This window comes from Methanosarcina baltica, assembly GCF_055394095.1.
The window spans coordinates 3,199,367-3,216,459 of the sequence record NZ_AP042463.1 but is presented as its reverse complement, the minus strand read 5'-3'; the positions used below and the strand labels follow the sequence as shown (position 1 = coordinate 3,216,459).

The 17,093-nt window shown below is 45.8% G+C and carries 16 protein-coding genes; 12 read left to right on the top strand and 4 right to left on the bottom strand.

The genetic code is table 11. The features are described 5' to 3' along the window. Positions 1-191: 191 nt before the first annotated feature. Complete coding sequence (locus tag ACZ5QV_RS14045; protein WP_464600394.1) at positions 192-1,139, bottom strand: DMT family transporter; 948 nt, start codon at positions 1,137-1,139, stop codon at positions 192-194. A gap of 37 nt (positions 1,140-1,176) precedes the next feature. Then, entirely contained in the window at positions 1,177-1,407 is a 231-nt protein-coding gene (locus tag ACZ5QV_RS14040) for an Lrp/AsnC ligand binding domain-containing protein (protein WP_464602113.1), read from the bottom strand. A 308-nt stretch (positions 1,408-1,715) separates the two neighbouring features. Here ACZ5QV_RS14040 and ACZ5QV_RS14035 point away from each other — a divergent pair, with 308 nt between their 5' ends. From ACZ5QV_RS14035 to ACZ5QV_RS13985, 11 genes are all read left to right on the top strand, one after another. Then, entirely contained in the window at positions 1,716-2,342 is a 627-nt protein-coding gene (locus ACZ5QV_RS14035; RefSeq protein ID WP_464600393.1) for a magnesium transporter, read from the top strand. Between the two features lie 5 nt (positions 2,343-2,347). Continuing rightward, positions 2,348-2,920, top strand: a complete 573-nt coding sequence (locus ACZ5QV_RS14030; protein WP_464600392.1) for a magnesium transporter — start codon at positions 2,348-2,350, stop codon at positions 2,918-2,920. 178 nt (positions 2,921-3,098) lie between these two features. Beyond that, entirely contained in the window at positions 3,099-4,298 is a 1,200-nt protein-coding gene (locus ACZ5QV_RS14025) for a potassium channel family protein (protein ID WP_464600391.1), read from the top strand. A 422-nt stretch (positions 4,299-4,720) separates the two neighbouring features. Next, positions 4,721-6,022, top strand: a complete 1,302-nt coding sequence (iscB, locus tag ACZ5QV_RS14020; RefSeq protein ID WP_464600390.1) for an RNA-guided endonuclease IscB — start codon at positions 4,721-4,723, stop codon at positions 6,020-6,022. Positions 6,023-6,286: 264 nt separating this feature from the next. Next, positions 6,287-6,493 (top strand): hypothetical protein, encoded by a 207-nt coding sequence (locus ACZ5QV_RS14015; protein ID WP_464600389.1) that lies wholly within the window; start codon positions 6,287-6,289, stop codon positions 6,491-6,493. Positions 6,494-6,667: 174 nt separating this feature from the next. Next, the gene (locus ACZ5QV_RS14010) at positions 6,668-7,255 is read left to right on the top strand and encodes a YbhB/YbcL family Raf kinase inhibitor-like protein (RefSeq protein WP_464600388.1); all 588 of its coding nucleotides are present in this window, start codon (positions 6,668-6,670) and stop codon (positions 7,253-7,255) included. Between the two features lie 21 nt (positions 7,256-7,276). Next, positions 7,277-7,822 carry a peptide-methionine (S)-S-oxide reductase MsrA gene (gene msrA, locus ACZ5QV_RS14005; RefSeq protein ID WP_464600387.1) on the top strand — a complete coding sequence of 182 codons (546 nt, stop codon included), beginning with the start codon at positions 7,277-7,279 and terminating at the stop codon, positions 7,820-7,822. Between the two features lie 119 nt (positions 7,823-7,941). Further along, positions 7,942-8,598, top strand: a complete 657-nt coding sequence (locus ACZ5QV_RS14000; RefSeq protein ID WP_464600386.1) for an ABC transporter ATP-binding protein — start codon at positions 7,942-7,944, stop codon at positions 8,596-8,598. Between the two features lie 556 nt (positions 8,599-9,154). Further along, positions 9,155-10,807: an IS66 family transposase gene (locus tag ACZ5QV_RS13995; RefSeq protein WP_464600385.1), complete on the top strand. Its 1,653-nt coding sequence runs from the start codon at positions 9,155-9,157 to the stop codon at positions 10,805-10,807. A gap of 98 nt (positions 10,808-10,905) precedes the next feature. Further along, the gene (locus ACZ5QV_RS13990; RefSeq protein ID WP_464600384.1) at positions 10,906-11,586 is read left to right on the top strand and encodes a heme exporter protein CcmB; all 681 of its coding nucleotides are present in this window, start codon (positions 10,906-10,908) and stop codon (positions 11,584-11,586) included. Positions 11,587-11,958: 372 nt separating this feature from the next. Continuing rightward, complete coding sequence (locus tag ACZ5QV_RS13985) at positions 11,959-12,678, top strand: cytochrome c biogenesis protein (protein ID WP_464600383.1); 720 nt, start codon at positions 11,959-11,961, stop codon at positions 12,676-12,678. Positions 12,679-12,719: 41 nt separating this feature from the next. On the opposite strand, the gene ACZ5QV_RS13980 is transcribed toward ACZ5QV_RS13985, so the two are convergent. After that, positions 12,720-13,358: a cytochrome P460 family protein gene (locus ACZ5QV_RS13980; protein WP_464600382.1), complete on the bottom strand. Its 639-nt coding sequence runs from the start codon at positions 13,356-13,358 to the stop codon at positions 12,720-12,722. Between the two features lie 230 nt (positions 13,359-13,588). Between ACZ5QV_RS13980 and ACZ5QV_RS13975 the strand changes: the two genes are divergently transcribed. Beyond that, positions 13,589-14,686, top strand: a complete 1,098-nt coding sequence (locus ACZ5QV_RS13975; protein ID WP_464600381.1) for an NADH:flavin oxidoreductase — start codon at positions 13,589-13,591, stop codon at positions 14,684-14,686. A gap of 960 nt (positions 14,687-15,646) precedes the next feature. Here ACZ5QV_RS13975 and iscB (ACZ5QV_RS13970) read toward each other — a convergent pair. After that, the gene (gene iscB, locus ACZ5QV_RS13970) at positions 15,647-16,948 is read right to left on the bottom strand and encodes an RNA-guided endonuclease IscB (protein ID WP_464600380.1); all 1,302 of its coding nucleotides are present in this window, start codon (positions 16,946-16,948) and stop codon (positions 15,647-15,649) included. Positions 16,949-17,093: the final 145 nt, after the last annotated feature.

Genomic DNA, 17,093 nt, shown 5'->3' with positions numbered 1-17,093 from the left:
TGTTTGGTGTGTGCATTCAAACCACGGAACACACGGAATACACGGAAAAAGAATACTTGATATTATATTTGACTCATTCCTTAGCTTATGCTCTTCAAGTTTTTAATCTTTTGAGGTTTTGAAAAAATTAACCGGGAGTAATAAAAGTAAAAATAATTCTTTGAAATCCTATAACACTCATATTATTTTAATTAACTTTCGGCCTGGATCAGTACGACCGCAGAGAGCACGAGACAGATCCCTACAAGCTGCCAGCCTGAGAGCACCTCCCCGAAAAGCAGGACCCCCATGAGGCTTGCGACAACGGGCTCGACCGTGGCTACGATGGATGCGCGGCTTGATTCCACGGATTTAAGGCCTTTTGTATAGAGGAGGTAGGCAAGCACCGTCGGAAAAAGGCCGAGTCCGAGAAGGTAGAGCCAGAAATCCAGACCGGAAAATGTTACGACCAGAGAGGAAGAAATTGGGGAAGAGAACGGGGAAGAGAACGGGGAAGAAATCGGGGAAAAAGAAGAAGAGATAAAATTAAAACAGCTAAGAGGGAGGAGGGCGAGGGCTGCAAACACGAAGGTGTAGGTCGCAATGGTCATGGTGTGGTACTTTTCAAGAGCTGCTTTTCCAAAGATGCTGTAGAGCGCATAGCCGAAGCCCGAGCCAATTCCTGCCAGCAGTCCGAGCCTTGAAATTGTAATGGCTTCTCCTCCTATCCCCGGGAGGTAGCCTGTTACAAAGGCGCAGCCTGCTAAGGTAAAACCGAGGGAAAGAAGTTTCCTGAGGCCCAGGCTTTCTTTGAAAAAGATGCGGGAGAGGACCGCAACGAAGGCCGGGGCTGTGTAGAGCAGGATTACGGCCACCGAAAGAGAGGTCTCCTGTATGGTTATGAAATAACATATGTTAAAAAAAGCAAGGCTGAAGATGCCTGTTCCTACGAAATAAAGGGAATCTTGCAGCCTGATTTTTAGAAGTTCTCTTCTCGTAATAAACAGGTACAAGACCATGATAACTGCCGCACATACAACTCGCAGGGCCACGACCTGCAGGGGGCTGAAACCAAGTTCATAGAAGCCCTTAACAAAAAATCCGATAGTACCCCAGAGGGCTGCGCCTATCGCAATCAAAAGATATGCTCGTTTTTCCATGCATTTTTTCCTCAGGGCTTAAAGGCCAGTCTAGTTCTTATATCTCGGCCCCTACAATCGTCTGGGTTGCGGTGACGTCTTCACTTTCCCGAATCCGGTCCACAATCGAGTTTAAGGTGGTGAGGTCCCGGACTTCTATGATTACAACGAAGTCGTATTCTCCAAAGACGTGGTAGATGTCCTTGATCCCTTTGATTCTCTTTATTTCCTCGTATGCTGTCCTTTCAGCTCCCGGAAGGACGTTTACCATCGTAACTCCTATTACCATCTTTTTCACCAGTTTCCAGTTTCCTTTTACTCATGCCTTTTAATTATCAGATCTTAATTTTCAGATAACGGCTGCAAGTTATTTACTTTTTGTGGCTCCTCGTCTTTTTGTGTGGTTAAACCTCACAAAAACAGATACGCTCTTGGATTGAAATTAATCTTACCCACGAGAAATGGCGAAGAGCCCTTTTTGTTAGATTAGAAGATAAATGAATACCAGCTTCGTGGAAAATCGGCTTCCTATTGTGGTTTCCACTTCTTTCTGAAATCACCAATTACTTTAATAATATCAATGTATAATACAGGCTCATGTCTCATGAGTCACGCAGGGAAGAGGACGCTTCAGAGTCCCGATTTATTGATAAATACCTGAGTGAGTACGCAAGCGTTTCCTCTATCGTACGTGAGGCGTTGCCTTTTGAACTTATAGCAACTGTCGGAGGGGTCATTGCAGGAATTATTTTGTCCGGGATGACGGAAGAACTCGCAATGATTCCCGGTTTGATTGTGATTTATCCAGGGGTGCTCGGGCTTCGTGGAAATATCTCCTCGACTCTCGGCTCTCGCCTGGGCAGTGCAATCCACATGGGGCTGATTACCGATATTGACTGGAGTAACCCTGAACTTACGAATAATATATCCGGGTCCATGCTCCTGAGTTTTATTATGGCTGTCTTGCTGGGACTCCTCGGGCATCTGGCGACCCTTGCCCTGGGTTTTGAAAGTGCGGGCCCCTTTAAACTTGTCCTTATATGCGTTATCGCCGCTTTGACTTCCGGCATCATCCTTTCTTTTGTGGCTGTGCTCCTTGCAATCGGCATGTTCAGGTTCGGTTTTGACCCCGATAATGTGGTCACTCCTTCCATTGCAACAATCGGGGACATTGTTTCCATGTTTATGCTTTTCTTATCGGCAAAACTGGTGGTGATGTTCTGAGTAGAATGGCTGAAAAGCCCAGGTGCTACTATACGGTGAATGGAATCGTAAAAAGAGGGCTTCCGGTCCTTTCGCTTTCCTGCGTGCTTGCGATCATTGTGGGGCAGGTTCTGAGCTTAAAAGAAAGCAGCCTGCTTTCAATGCCGTCTCTTCTGGTCCTTATCCCGGCCCTGATAAAGATCGGGGGGGATACGGGAAGTATGCTGGGGGCTCGCCTTTCTTCCGCTTTTCACATGGGGCTTGGAGATCATATTTACAGGAACCCAGTTGTCCACAACAGCCTTATTGCGGCGGCTATCGTAGGCCTGATTTCCTCGGTCTCGGTCAGCGTGCTTGTCTGGGCCGCGAGCAGGATGCTGGGGTATGGGATGGCTTATTTGACCCTGCTGGAGATAAGCCTGATCGCGGTTTGCATAGAGCTCGTTGTTGTTTATTCCGCGACAATTGGTATCGCTTTTGCGTCCCACAGGTTCGGGATAGACCCTGATGACACAGTGATCCCTTTCATTGCGACGCTTGGGGACCTTGTGGGAGTTGCCGGGATATTTATAGCGCTGGAGATTTTAAATATAATCTAACTATTAATATAATTGAAATTTATATTTTATTCCAAATATTTTCGGGTTCTTTATATTTATTCCTTATTTAAATATTCAAGTTCAAATTTAAATATTCATACTCGAATTTGAGAATAAATAATTAGTATGAGCTATATAATGCAACATATCAATAATATATAGAGTTGATCAAAAGACCATGTTCCCAAAAGAATTCAGGTACAGTCCAAGGAATCTCAAAGATTTGTTGACTGAGATGAAGGACACGTCCGAACTTATGGTGGACCTCGCTTATTCTGCAATGATCTTTGACGATGAGGATATTGCAGAGGAAGTGCTCCACCTCGAAGAAAAAATGGACACGCTGGATTATCACATGAAAATGACCGCAATGCTTAGCACACGGCGGGTTAACGAAGCTGAGGAGTTGCTTGGAGTTTTAAAGGTCGCGTCCTCCTCGGAAAACATCGCTAATGCAGCAGGGGACATAGCCAAGATCGTCCTTATGAATATGGGTATTCCCATGGAACTGAAAGTGGCACTCCGCGAGGCGGAAGAGACCATTGTCAGGGTCACTGTGGCCGATGAATCCCCAATGACCGGGCGTACGCTCGGGGACCTGGAGCTTGATATCGAGGCCGGGATGTGGGTGATTGCAATTCGCAGGAAACTGGACTGGATCTATGATCCCGACCAGGAAACCCGGCTCCGGCAGGGAGACGTCCTGATCGCCCGCGGGCATGATGAAGGGGTTCCTCACTTTTTTGAGATGGCAACCACCACGCAGTATGTCCCAAAAGTTATCGAGCACGATAAGATCCTCAAAGACCTCGAACATGCCGTAGATATTATCGTGGATATGAAAAACATGTCCGAGCTTTCGATAGGACTTGCCTATTTTGCTATCCTCTTTGACAATGAGGACATAGCGTATGAGGTAAGCGCCCTTGAAGAAGAGATGGACTCCATGAAATACGATCTCCAGCACTGGGTACTTGAAACCGCAAAGCACGTCCAGGATGTAAACCAGCTCCGGGGAATCCTGCACCTTGCAAGCGCCTCTGAAGCCATTTCCGATGCCGCTTACGGGATTGCGGACACCGTGCTGCGGGACATTGAACTCCACCCGGTCATCACCCTGGCAGTCCGGGACTCCGAGGAAGTGATCACAAGGCTCAAGGTGGAGAAGTGTTCCCCAATTGTGGGAAAGACCTTTTCCGAACTGAAACTTGAGACCGAGACCGGGTTACATGTGATGGCAATCAAGCGGGAAGAACGCTGGGTCTATGCTCCGAAAGGGCACACAATGGTGCAGGCAGGTGATTTACTGATTGCAAGGGGCTCAAGGATTGGAGAAGGGGCCCTTCTGGATATGTGTGAGTGTAAGCTGCGGCAGTGAATGCCGCCCTATGTTTATTTTTGAAAACTTTTCAGCTTTTACTGAGTCTGATTTTCCTTTTTGAGTCCAGAATCTTCTTTTTTCCACGTATTCCATTCCGGTTTTTTATATATCGGGGGCTCCAATATTATAGTGAACTATGTAGAACTAAGATATGGTCAACTACCCCACGCTGAAGCAGTGGGGCTTGTATAAGCCCTAGTTGACCAGCCTAAGTCTTAATTGACTACGTTGGAAATGTCATGATACCTGCGAATGCTTCCTCAGTTTGCAGCTCTATCGTGTAGTATTAAAAGTCCTGAGAGGTAGGGACGGTGTGCTACGCATGACAAGCGTTTCCAACATTGGCGAGGGGAGACAATTTAAAAATTGCGTTACCTGCTATGGAAATTTGTTTCCAGCGCAGAGAGGAGAAATCCAGCATGATATTTATACTTAACAAAAACAAAGAGCCGTTAAGTCCCTGCCATGAAGCAGTTGCAAGAAAACTGCTTAAAGCGGGAAAAGCGGTTATTCACAAAAAATATCCCTTTACAATTCGACTCAAAGAGCTGAAAGAGTCTAAGGACAATTCGGCTTTTAGACTGAAAATAGATTACGGAAGCCGTCACACGGGTCTTGCTATTCTGAAAGGTTCAAATGTTGTCTGGGTTGCACAGTTGCACCACAAAACAAGCATAAAAAAGAATATGGATAGCAGAAGAGCAATGAGGAGAACCCGAAGAAACCGCAAAACCAGATACAGAAAACCGAGGTTTCTGAACCGGAAAAGGCGGGAAGGCTGGCTGCCTCCATCCCTGCAAAGCCGTGTAGATAACATAGGAAATTGGGCAGATAGGCTCAGGAAACTATGCCCACTGACACATATTTCCTATGAAAACTGCAAGTTTGATACTCAACTCATGCAAAACCCTGAGATAAGTGGAATTGAGTATCAGCAGGGGGAGCTGCAAGGGTATGAGATAAGAGAATACCTGCTTGAAAAATTCGGTAGAAAATGTGTTTATTGTGGAGCTGAAAACGTTCCTTTACAAATTGAGCACATTATTCCTAAAATCAGAGGAGGCTCAAGCAGAGTCTCCAATTTAACATTGGCTTGTAGAGAATGCAACCAGAAAAAAGGAAGTCAAACTGCAGAAGAGTTTGGGCATCCAGAAGTGCAGAACCTGGTTAAAAAGCCGCTTAAAGAAGTTGCAATTATAAACTCTACCCGATGGAAAGTTTTCGAGGCATTGACTAAAACGGGCCTTCCGGTAGAATGCGGCACGGGTGCAAGGACAAAAATGAACAGAATCAGGGCAGAGCTGCCAAAAGATCATCATTTCGATGCTATTTGTGTAGGAGAATCCACTCCAGAAAAAATCAATTTTGCAACAAACAACGTCCTGCATATCAAAGCAAAAGGAAGAGGGCAGTATAAAAGAACAAATCTCGATAAGTACGGCTTTCCTCGTTCATACCTTCCCAGGCAAAAAACCTTTTTTGGTTTTCAAACTGGCGATACAGTCAAGGCGGTTGTACCCAAAGGCAAGTACAAAGGGACATGGTTTGGTTCCGTTGCTTGTAGAAAATCGGGTAGTTTCGACATCAAAAACAAAGAGGGGAAAAGGATCTCAATTAATAAAAAATACTTCAAAGTATTACAGAGGACAGATGGTTATGAATATTCAACAGAGAAGTGCGGCATTCCTCCCGGCGCTAAAGCAACCGGGCTCCCTGCCTGAATTTTTGTGGAACTGGGCCTGGGGGCCGGGAGCAGGGACGAAGTTCAGGTAAAGAGTTCGGAGGTTCCGGAAATCAAAGAGATTATAGCCAACACTGCCTGATTTTATTGACAACGAGAAGAAAAATTAACCGGGGTTTTCAGGAAAATTGCAGGTCTGGCTTTCCTGAAAATTCTTAAATCCGAAAGACACATTTAATTTTATTCAACAACACCAATATATATTTATTTTCACCTGCCCCATATCTCATGGGGGTATTATTCCATGAAATGCGAAATCTGTGAAGCTGAAAGTGATGCTAGGTACTGTGATAACTGCGGGAAGATCATGAACGAGGTTATCAGGAAAGTCGGGGAGGCTCGCTGGGCTGCGATTGATGATTGTTCTTATATCTATCCTCTTGTCCGGAGGGTTGGGAAAGGAGAATTGACCGTCCATGATATAATCCAGTCCATGGACGTGGAGGACTGACTTTTTGTTTCGGTGCCTTTTTGGGAAACGGGATTTAACTCCTTTTATATAGTCCCCTTCCTTGAAGGCATCATCTCTCTATGAGACTGCTTCTTATCGGGGCCTGGCTGCGGGTAGCGAGGCTTCCGGGAGCTTCAATTAATATTTTATGTCCCTTACTGTATAAGGTAAATCATGAAGACATTTACTTTCTTTATTCTGGTTGTTGCAGCCCTGATCCCTGGGTTTTCGGGCTGCACGGATAATCACAAGTCTGTTTCCGGATGTTCCGGGGGAGCTTATGTAGTTTCCGACATCGAAAATGGGGGTGGACTTATTACTGAAAATATAAAATTTTCAAGCAGGGCTTTCAAACAAAACGCTTCAATCCCAAAAAAATATTCATGTGATGGGGAAGACATCAACCCGGATCTTGGGTTTGTGGGTATGCCGGAGGAGGCCGAAAGCCTTGTACTGATTATGGACGACCCAGACGCACCTGGAGGCACGTTCACTCACTGGCTGGCCTGGGGTATTGATCCGGCTTCGGGAATAGCGGAGGCAGAAAGGCTTGGAACGGAAGGCATGAACGATTTCGGGAAGGTCGGTTACGGGGGTCCATGTCCTCCGCGCGGGACTCCTCACAGGTATTTTTTCAGGCTTTATGCCCTTGATACGGAGCTTGCGCTTGAAGAGGGAGCTTCGAGAAAAGAGTTTGAAGCTGCAATGGCCGAGCACGTCCTTTCCGAAGGGGAACTGATGGGACGCTACGGTAGGGCCTGAGTGGGGCCGGGAGTTGAAAGCATGGAAAAGGATAAGGAAAAGAAAATAGAAACTCTGGAAAGCCAGGGAAAGGAGTTTTATGAGAATCCCGGCGAGGGGCTTGAGAAAGCCACCTTTGCAGCCGGCTGTTTCTGGGGAGTTGAATCGGCTTTTCGGCAGGTGCCGGGAGTTGTTGCAACGGCTGTCGGATACAGTGGTGGGACCCTCGAAAATCCGTCTTATGAGGTCGTTTGCACCGACAGGACCGGACATGCGGAAGCCATGCGGCTGGTCTTTGATCCGGGGGTGGTTTCCTATGAAGAACTCTTGAAGGTCTTCTGGCATATCCATGACCCCACCACAAAAAACAGGCAGGGGCCGGATGTGGGGTCTCAATACCGTTCGGTTATTTTTTACTATGATGAGGTCCAGAAAAAGGCGGCTTTTACTTCAAAGGAGAAGCTCGATAAATCAGGAAAGTTTAAGGATCCGGTTGTGACCGAAATTATTCCGGCAGAGGTTTTCTATTTTGCGGAGGCCTACCACCAGCAATACTTTGAAAAAAAGAGTTCTTATAAAGGGTTATAGGGAGTCTGAGGGGTTAAACAATATAATAACATTAATTTAGATGTATTCCTAACTATACCCGGATGGAATACGCAGTCTCGTTACGTAAGCTCTCGAAAACGTTCGGAAAAACCCGGGTTTTGAAAAACATAGACCTTGATCTGGCCAACGGCCGGTTTACGGTGATTTTCGGCCATAACGGGGCCGGAAAGACCACACTTTTGAAGCTTATAGCGACCCTGCTCGAACCGAGCGAGGGTTCGGTCCTTATCAGGGGCCTGGACGCAGCCGAAGAACCTGAGAAAGTCAGGAGGGAAATCGGCATGATCTCCCACGAGTCCTACCTCTACGGGGAGCTTACTGCATACGAGAACCTGCGTTTTTTTGGAAAGATGTACGGACTGGAAAAAGGGGCACTTGAGGCGAGAATAAGCTCTCTCCTGTGGGAAGTCGGGCTGGAAGACCGGGCCGACGAGAGGGTCAGCACCTTTTCCCGGGGCATGAAACAGCGGCTCTCCATTGCAAGGGCTCTTGTGCATTCTCCCTCGGTTCTGCTCCTGGACGAACCTTACACGGGTCTGGACCCGAAAGCAGCATCCGTTTTTGAAAATATCCTGAAAAGCCCTGAATTCGGGAAGAGCACCAGGGTTATGGTGTCCCATGACCTTGAAAGGAGTTTTGCGTTGTGTGATCGGGCCCTCGTCCTTAAGGGAGGCAGGGTTGAATATGACGCCCTGAAAACGGACTTTGCAGGCTTTGAGGAATTTAAGGAGAAATGCTCAGGCCTGCTTTTTTGATGGTAATCATGCTTTGTTTGAGTGATAGCTGATCCGGAAAAACGGGACACGTTTTGAAATACCGGATTTTCTTATTTCGGGCAGCCTTAATTGTCGTCTCCCCCGAGTTTCACTTCCCGAGTTTCACTTCCCGAGTTTCGCTTCGGGATCACAGGAAATCGAAGATTTCCTGGGAGTTGCACTGCAAGTGCAACAGCACGAGGTCCTTTTCGGGAGCTACGCTCCCTCAAGAGGACTAAATTAAATATAGTCTTCCTGCCGTCTTTTTCCGTGTGTTCCGTGTGTTCCGTGTGTTCCGTGTGTTCCGTGGTTTGAATGACACCCCAAACACCCCTCACACAAAAACACAACATGTATGAGTATGAAGCAACTCCATAAATAAAACACGAAGTTATATTTTCACCATTCTTAAAAATCAAATACTGGCCCTCCGAGAGTAAACCCATTCTACCAGACAGGCGGGAAAACGTATCCTCTTCAAAAATGATGGAATCTGAATCATAACTAAAATATAATATTAGTTTCACTTATTCATATTCACTTTTTGGAGATAAAAATGGATCTTGAAGCCCTCAAACAATCATTGGCATCTCTTAACATAAATCCTGATGAAATTGAGGATGAAAGGTATGCCATAGCTTTTCGTATTCTGTTCTCCGCCCTTGAGGAACAAAATAAAGAGATTGAATCCCTCAAAGTAGAGAACCAAAAGCTTCGAGATGAAATCAACTTACTCAAAGGTGAACAGGCCCAACCTAAAATTCGCGGTTCTAAAAAGAATGAGGATATTTCTTCTGAAAAAGAGAGGAAAAAAAGAAACCCTCAAAAAACCAAGAAATCAAATTCCAGAAAGAATAAAATAGATATCCATCAAACTGAAATTTGTAACGTGGATAGGGCTACTTTGCCAGACGATGCCGTCTTTAAAGGTTATCGTGGCATAACGATCAGAAATATCATTATAAAACCCTGGAATACCTACTATCTGGAAGAGGTTTTTTATTCCCCTTCAGAGGGTAAAACCTACTCAGGTAAATTGCCAGATGGTGTCAAGGGTGAATTTGGACCTGAGCTCAGGACTCTCGTCCTGACGCTTTACCATGTTGCCAATGTTTCAGAACCCAAAATTCACGAGTTTCTGAAAAACATGGATGTTTTCATATCCAAAGCAACAATTTCTCGAATCCTAACCAAGGACAACGAGATCTTCCATAAAGAGAAAGATGCGATTTTTCAGGCGGGTCTCAATTCCACAAGATATCAGCAGATCGATGACACAAGTGCCAGAGTAAAAGGAAGTAACTGGTACACTCAAATCATCTGCAATCCCTACTATACTACTTATTTCACATTTCCACATAAAAATCGAGAAACAATTTTGGATATACTCATGTGTGGAAATAAAAAAACTTACTGCTTTAATGAAGAAGCGTTTGATTTGATGCAAACGCTTAATGTGGCAAAAAAATGGCAAGATAAGCTCTCTCCTTTCAAAAATAAAATATTCAGTGACGAAGAATTACGTCGAAAGCTGGATCTTCTTCTCTCCCCAGATGGATATAAAAATACCAAGAAGTGGATTCGTGAAGCCTCTGCAATTGCTTCATATCATCAGATGACAAACATACCTGTGGTTACCACTATTTTAAGTGATGATGCACGTCAATTCAAGCAACTTACATACCATCATGCACTCTGTTGGATCCATGATGGGAGAAACTACAAAAAATTACGCCCCATAGTGCCTTATCACAAGGAAAAGCTGGAAGCTTTTCTGAAGAAATACTGGGCTTATTATGAAGAACTCTGTAAGTTCAGAGAAAATCCAAATTCGGAAGTAGCGGAGCAATTATCCACCGATTTCGACAAGTTGTTTTCGACCAAAACGGGATATGAACAGCTTGACGACAGGATCAGTAAAACGAAAGAAAACAAAGAAAACCTATTGATGGTACTAACTTTGCCAGAAATCCCTTTGCATAACAATGCAGCAGAGTTAGCAGCAAGAGCAAAAGTCAGAAAAAGAGATGTGAGTCTCCAATCCGTGACAGATGAAGGAACAAAGGCAAACGATACCTTCATGTCCATTGTTCAGACAGCAAAGAAACTGGGTGTAAGTTCATATGACTACATCTTTGATCGAGTGAGCAATAAATTTGAGATGCTATCTCTGGATCAACTCATTAGAGAAAAAAGCGCATTGAGTTGAAAGCAAAGAGCTTTCCACTCAATTTGAAAAGGATACGGGAAAACTCAATAAAACAAAAAGTAAAAAATGAATAAGTAAAAAACCGTGGAGTATAAAAAATGATCCGGAGTTTTCACATAGCCGTAAAAGATCTTAAAGCCGAATTTCGGACAAAACAGATGCTCAATTCAATGGTCATTTTTTCCCTGCTCGTGCTTGTGGTCTTCAGCGTTTCCTTCGGGGACTTCCTCGGAGATTCCGCAAAAGTCGCAAAAATTGCGCCGGGTGTGCTCTGGGTTGCCTTTACCTTTGCAGGAACTCTCGGCCTTTCCCGGACCTTCGTGCTCGAAAGTGAAAACGGTTGTCTGGACGCTCTCAGGCTCTGCCCTGTTGACCGGAGTGCGATCTACAACGGGAAGGTGCTTTCAAACCTTTTGATAGTCTTCATCACGGAAGCCGTGACCTTTCCGCTTTTCGTTGTCCTTTTCAACTACAGCATAGGTTTTTCATCCCTCCTCGGGTTTTCCCTGGTCCTTTTACTCGGGACCTTTGGCTTTATCGCGGTCGGAACGCTGCTCTCAGCCCTGACGCTCGGGACCCGCACCCGGGAACTTCTCCTGCCGGTCCTCCTCCTGCCCGTGCTTTTGCCCGTGCTCATCCCGGCCGTGGAGGCAAGTTCGGCCCTCCTCTCGGGGGGTGGCCTGGGAGACGTGGTTTCGGAACTCAGACTGCTTGCGGTTTACGATATTGTGTTTTTCGTAATAGCACAGCTCGTCTTTGAGTACGCAATCCAGGACTGAAAAGGTCCGGTTTAAAAAAGCTGGATAAAACAGGTAGGTAAAAAAAGTGAATAAGGAATGGTAAAAATATAACTTCAGATATTCAGTTTGGGAATAGTCCTATATTTTGGTGTGTGAATTCAAACCACGGAACACACGGAATACACGGAAAAAAGAATGCAGGGAGACGACAATTAAGGTTATTATGACCTTTTTTAGTCCGCTTGAGCTCGCAAACTAAGTATTAAATAATTCAGTGTAATCATTATGCAAAAAGTTTCAGAAAGAAACAGTTCTTCCCTGCAATTCACAAATTTTAAACAGACCGTAAATATGTTAATCCGGATATTTCATTTCGATTATACAATATCACACTAATCCACGGGAATAAAAATGGCAGCAAGTTCCAGAAAAACCGGGGCCTTAGGCCTCTTAACGGCAGGCGTAATGCTTCTTGCATTCTACATGATCTTTTTCTACCTGCCCCCTATGAAAGACGAGGCCGGGCAGGTCCTGAGCAGCAGTTTCAAAATCTTTTATTTCCATCTCCCCATAGCCATAAGCTCCTACCTGGCTTTCGCAGTCCTTTTTATTTGCAGTGTTCTCTTCCTTCGGGAAAAGGCTCCCCGCTGGGACATTTATGCTCGCTCCGCGGCCGAGGTCGGGGCCTTCTTCGCTTTCCTTGTGCTGCTTACGGGCTCGATTTGGGCAAAAGCCGCCTGGGGCTGGTACTGGATATGGGACCTCAGGCTGACAACGTCCCTCGTGCTTTTCCTGGTTTACCTTGCCTACCTGGCCCTCAGGCAGGCTGTGGATGAGCCTGAAAAAAGGGGCCGTTTTGCGGCCGTTTTCGGGATAATCGGCTTTGCCTCGGTCCCGCTGAGCTTTTTCTCCATCCGGCTCTGGCGCTCGGCCCACCCCCTCATGTTCGGCCAGGGGGCCGGCGGGACCGGTGGCAGCGGCGGGCTTGAAGGGAGCTCTCTTCAGCTTACCCTGCTTGTGAATTTCCTGGCCTATTTCCTGCTCTTTGCGACTCTTTTTTCGCTGAAGGTGCAGAATGAAAGGATGCAGGAAGAGCTTGACGAAAAACTCGCCGGAGGGCTTGAAGAGTAAATCTGGTGGGGAGTTTTCTTCGGTTTTCCTCTCTTTCTTTTTTAAGTCAAACCGCCGGTAAAGATAAAGTCATTGTCGGCTCTTATAGCGTGGCAATCGATGCAGCTATTAACCTTCCCTTCTGAATCTACAGTCCCGTTCGGGCCGAACTTTAACCAGTACCAGTCGTTATTTTCCGGGTCAAAGCCCTCTACCTTATGCATGAGGGTCACGGCCAACAGTCTGGCTTCGCGGTTGTAGTTTTCTTTTACGACCGTACTTCCCGCAGGCATCACCCCGCTTTTTGCCTCAATTGCGGCAAGGGCCTCATTCGAGACATAAATGGTTACCAGAGCCCCGTGAGGGCTGGTCCCGTTTGAGAGAGCCGCTTTGCCGGGAAGGAGGGGCCAGTTTTTGTAGTCGTTCTCCACGGTTACATATTTGTAAAGCTCTTCTCCTGTAAGGACAGGATCTGCAGGCATTTCAGTATCTTCAGGCATTTCTTCCTCTACCGGTTCGGTTTCTGCAGGCATTTCATCCTCTACCATTTCATCCTCTACCGGTTCAGCATCTGCAGGCATTTCTTCCTCTACCGGTTCAGTTTCGGCAGGTGCTTCTTCTTCCGGTGCGGCGCAGCCAAGGCAGAAGGCCGCAAGCAGGACCAGAACTATTGTGTACGTAAAATATCTGATTTTAGACATTTCCTTATTCCCCCACTGTACTACTTCATCTCTTATTTTCTATATTTTTCATGTTTTTGGCCTATATTCCTGTCAATTTATTCTTAAACAATTATATTTCTGTCTATTCTATATTTTCAGAGAGCAAGGAGGAGGAAGGAATCCCGGATCATTCTTATTCCTTTTTTCGTACCCTCTTTTCCTGAAATTTTCCAGAAAAGTATATACAAACCTTTTTCCTATCCTTTAGCATGATTTTTGATCCGATTCGAGTATGCGGGATGGACCTCCGGAACCGTTTTGTCAGGTCCGCGACCCAGGAGTTCATGGCCGAAGAGGATGGCACTCCCACGGAGAGGCTAGGAGCCCTTTACGAGGAACTTGCCGAAAACGAGGTTGGACTGATCGTTACCGGCTATGCTTACGTCCTTCCGGGAGGCCTGAGCGATTCCCTCCAGCAGGGGATCTACTCCGACCGTTTTATTGAGCCCTACCGAAAAATTACAGAACGGGTCCACCGCCAGCAGGGAAAAATCGTGCTCCAGATCGTGCACGGGGGAAGACAGGCTACCGTTTCGAAGGAATATCCGGTCCCTCTTGCCCCATCCGCCGTTAAAGACAGCCGTTCGGCGGTAACTCCCCGGGAGATGAGCGAAGCTGAAATCCTGGACATGATTGAGGCCTTTGTGGCCGCCGGGGTCCGGGCAAAGCAGGCGGGGTTTGACGGGGTGCAGCTCCACTGTGCCCACGGCTTTTTGCTCAGCAATTTTATTTCTCCCTACACCAACAGGCGGACCGACCGCTGGGGTGGCTCCGTGGAAAACCGGGTCAGGATTGTCACGGAGATTGTTCGGGGAATAAAAGAGAAAGCAGGAGCCGATTTTCCGGTCCTGGCCAAAATGAACGCAACCGACGGTTTCAGGCCCGGCTCCTCAAAGGCAAAACTGGCCCTTGATGCCCCGGAATGTGCGGAGCTTGCCAAATGTCTGGAAAAGGCCGGGATCTGTGCTATTGAAGTCAGCGGGGGAATCTCCGAGGCAGGCAGCGTTACCATAAAGACCGCCATCAATTCCCGAAAAAAGGAAGCCTATTTCAAGGAATATTCGAAACTGATTAAGGAGGCCGTGGACATCCCGGTTATCCTTGTGGGGGGCATCCGCACGGTTTCACTTATGCGAGAACTTCTTGAGGAGGGCTACGCAGACATGGTTTCCATGAGTCGGGCCTTCATCAGCGAGCCTGACCTTATTCCTAAAATTAAAAGCGGAGAGATCGAGAAGGCCAGGTGTGTCTCGTGTAACCTCTGCTTTGATATTAAGGGGATCAGGTGCAACTTTGAGTTTGACTGACCGGGCAGTGCCTTTTTTATGGTTTAAAATCAATCCCAGAGCATTGTTTTTTACTTTTGGAAGAGGGAGACGGAGCACTCACCGGTCGCATCAGCGAGCGGCTTTTTCTTGAGAACACAGAGAAAGAAAATCACATAAACCCAGGGTCTTCCAAGAGATTCCAGATTATTTCAATAATCCGGCCCGGGTTTTTCTGAAAACTTTTTTGCTATAACCGGCCAAATATATTTTTCTAGTTTTCCCACAGGCTGTCGGCCATTAACCCCACCGGCGGTTTCAAAAAATCGAGTTCACAGAAACCCGGGCGTGGGTTTCAAAATGCTTTTTCATCCCAAAAAAGAAAGGTGGTGGAAAAGTATGTAGCTATTTTGTATCATACTTGAAAAAGATCGTTTTTAAGTCGTTGAGGGGGCGGTTTTTTTGAACCACAACAACAAACCCCACCCCGGAAAAAACAAAAGATCCATCTCACAAATCCGGGCCATGTGACTCTAAAAGCTTTTCGCAATGGCTGACCAAATATATATTTTCTGTTTTTCAAGGTTGCCTAATCCCCAAAATAATAGATTCATAACTCACTCCGGATAAAACGCCAGAAAAACCGTAAATGGCGTCTTACGTCATTCTTTTTTCCGTGTGTTCCGTGTGTTCCGTGGTTTGCTTCCTTACACCACACGAAAAGATCACTCTTCAACCGTTGAGACCGGTTTTTCCAGACCACAACAACAAACACCACCCCGGAAAAACAAAAGATCCATCTCACAAACCCGGCCCAGCTTTCTCTAAAAAAGTCCCTGCTATTCCCGGCCAAATATATTTTTTCTGATTTTCAACGGTCGCCGCCGGTTTCAAAAAATCCAAAATCCACAAAAACCCGGCCACAGTTTCCGGAATCCTTCATTCACTTCAAAAAAGAAAGGCGGCAGAAAAGTACGCATTCTCTAAAATTTCCACAAAAATTCAGGCAGGGAGCCCGGTTGCTTTAGCGCCGGGAGGAATGCCGCACTTCTCTGTTGAATATTCATAACCATCTGTCCTCTGTAATACTTTGAAGTATTTTTTATTAATTGAGATCCTTTTCCCCTCTTTGTTTTTAATGTCGAAACTACCCGATTTTCTACAAGCAACGGAACCAAACCATGTCCCTTTGTACTTGCCTTTGGGTACAACCGCCTTGACTGTATCGCCAGTTTGAAAACCAAAAAAGGTTTTTTGCCTGGGAAGGTATGAACGAGGAAAGCCGTACTTATCGAGATTTGTTCTTTTATATTGCCCTCTTCCTTTTGCTTTGATATGCAGGACGTTGTTTGTTGCAAAATTGATTTTTTCTGGAGTGGATTCTCCTACACAAATAGCATCGAAATGATGATCTTTTGGCAGCTCTGCCCTGATTCGGTTCATTTTTGTCCTTGCACCCGTGCCGCATTCTACCGGAAGGCCTGTTTTAGTCAATGCCTCGAAAACTTTCCATCTGGTAGCTGTTACAATCGCAGCATCTTTAAGCGACTTTTTGGCCAGGTTCTGCACTTCAGGATGTCCAAACTCTTCTGCAGTTTGACTTCCTTTTTTCTGGTTGCATTCTCTACAAGCCAATGTTAAATTGGAGACTCTGTTTGAGCCTCCTCTGATTTTAGGAATAATGTGTTCAATCTCCAACGGAACGTTTTCAGCTCCGCAGTACACACATTTTCTACCAAATTTTTCAAGCAGGTATTCCCGGACCTCATAACCTTGCAGCTCTCCCTGCTGATACTCAATTCCACTTATCTCAGGGTTTTGCATGAGTTGAGTATCAAACTTGCAGTTTTCATAGGAAATATGTGTCAGTGGGCATAGTTTCCTGAGCCTATCTGTCCAATTTCCTATGTTATCTACACGGCTTTGCAGGGATGGAGGCAGCCAGCCTTCCCGCCTTTTCCGGTTCAGAAACCTCGGTTTTCTGTATCTGGTTTTGCGGTTTCTTCGGGTTCTCCTCATTGCTCTTCTGCTATCCATATTCTTTTTTATGCTTGTTTTGTGGTGCAACTGTGCAACCCAGACAACATTTGAACCTTTCAGAATAGCAAGACCCGTGTGACGGCTTCCGTAATCTATTTTCAGTCTAAAAGCCGAATTGTCCTTAGACTCTTTCAGCTCTTTGAGTCGAATTGTAAAGGGATATTTTTTGTGAATAACCGCTTTTCCCGCTTTAAGCAGTTTTCTTGCAACTGCTTCATGGCAGGGACTTAACGGCTCTTTGTTTTTGTTAAGTATAAATATCATGCTGGATTTCTCCTCTCTGCGCTGGAAACAAATTTCCATAGCAGGTAACGCAATTTTTAAATTGTCTCCCCTCGCCAATGTTGGAAACGCTTGTCATGCGTAGCACACCGTCCCTACCTCTCAGGACTTTTAATACTACACGATA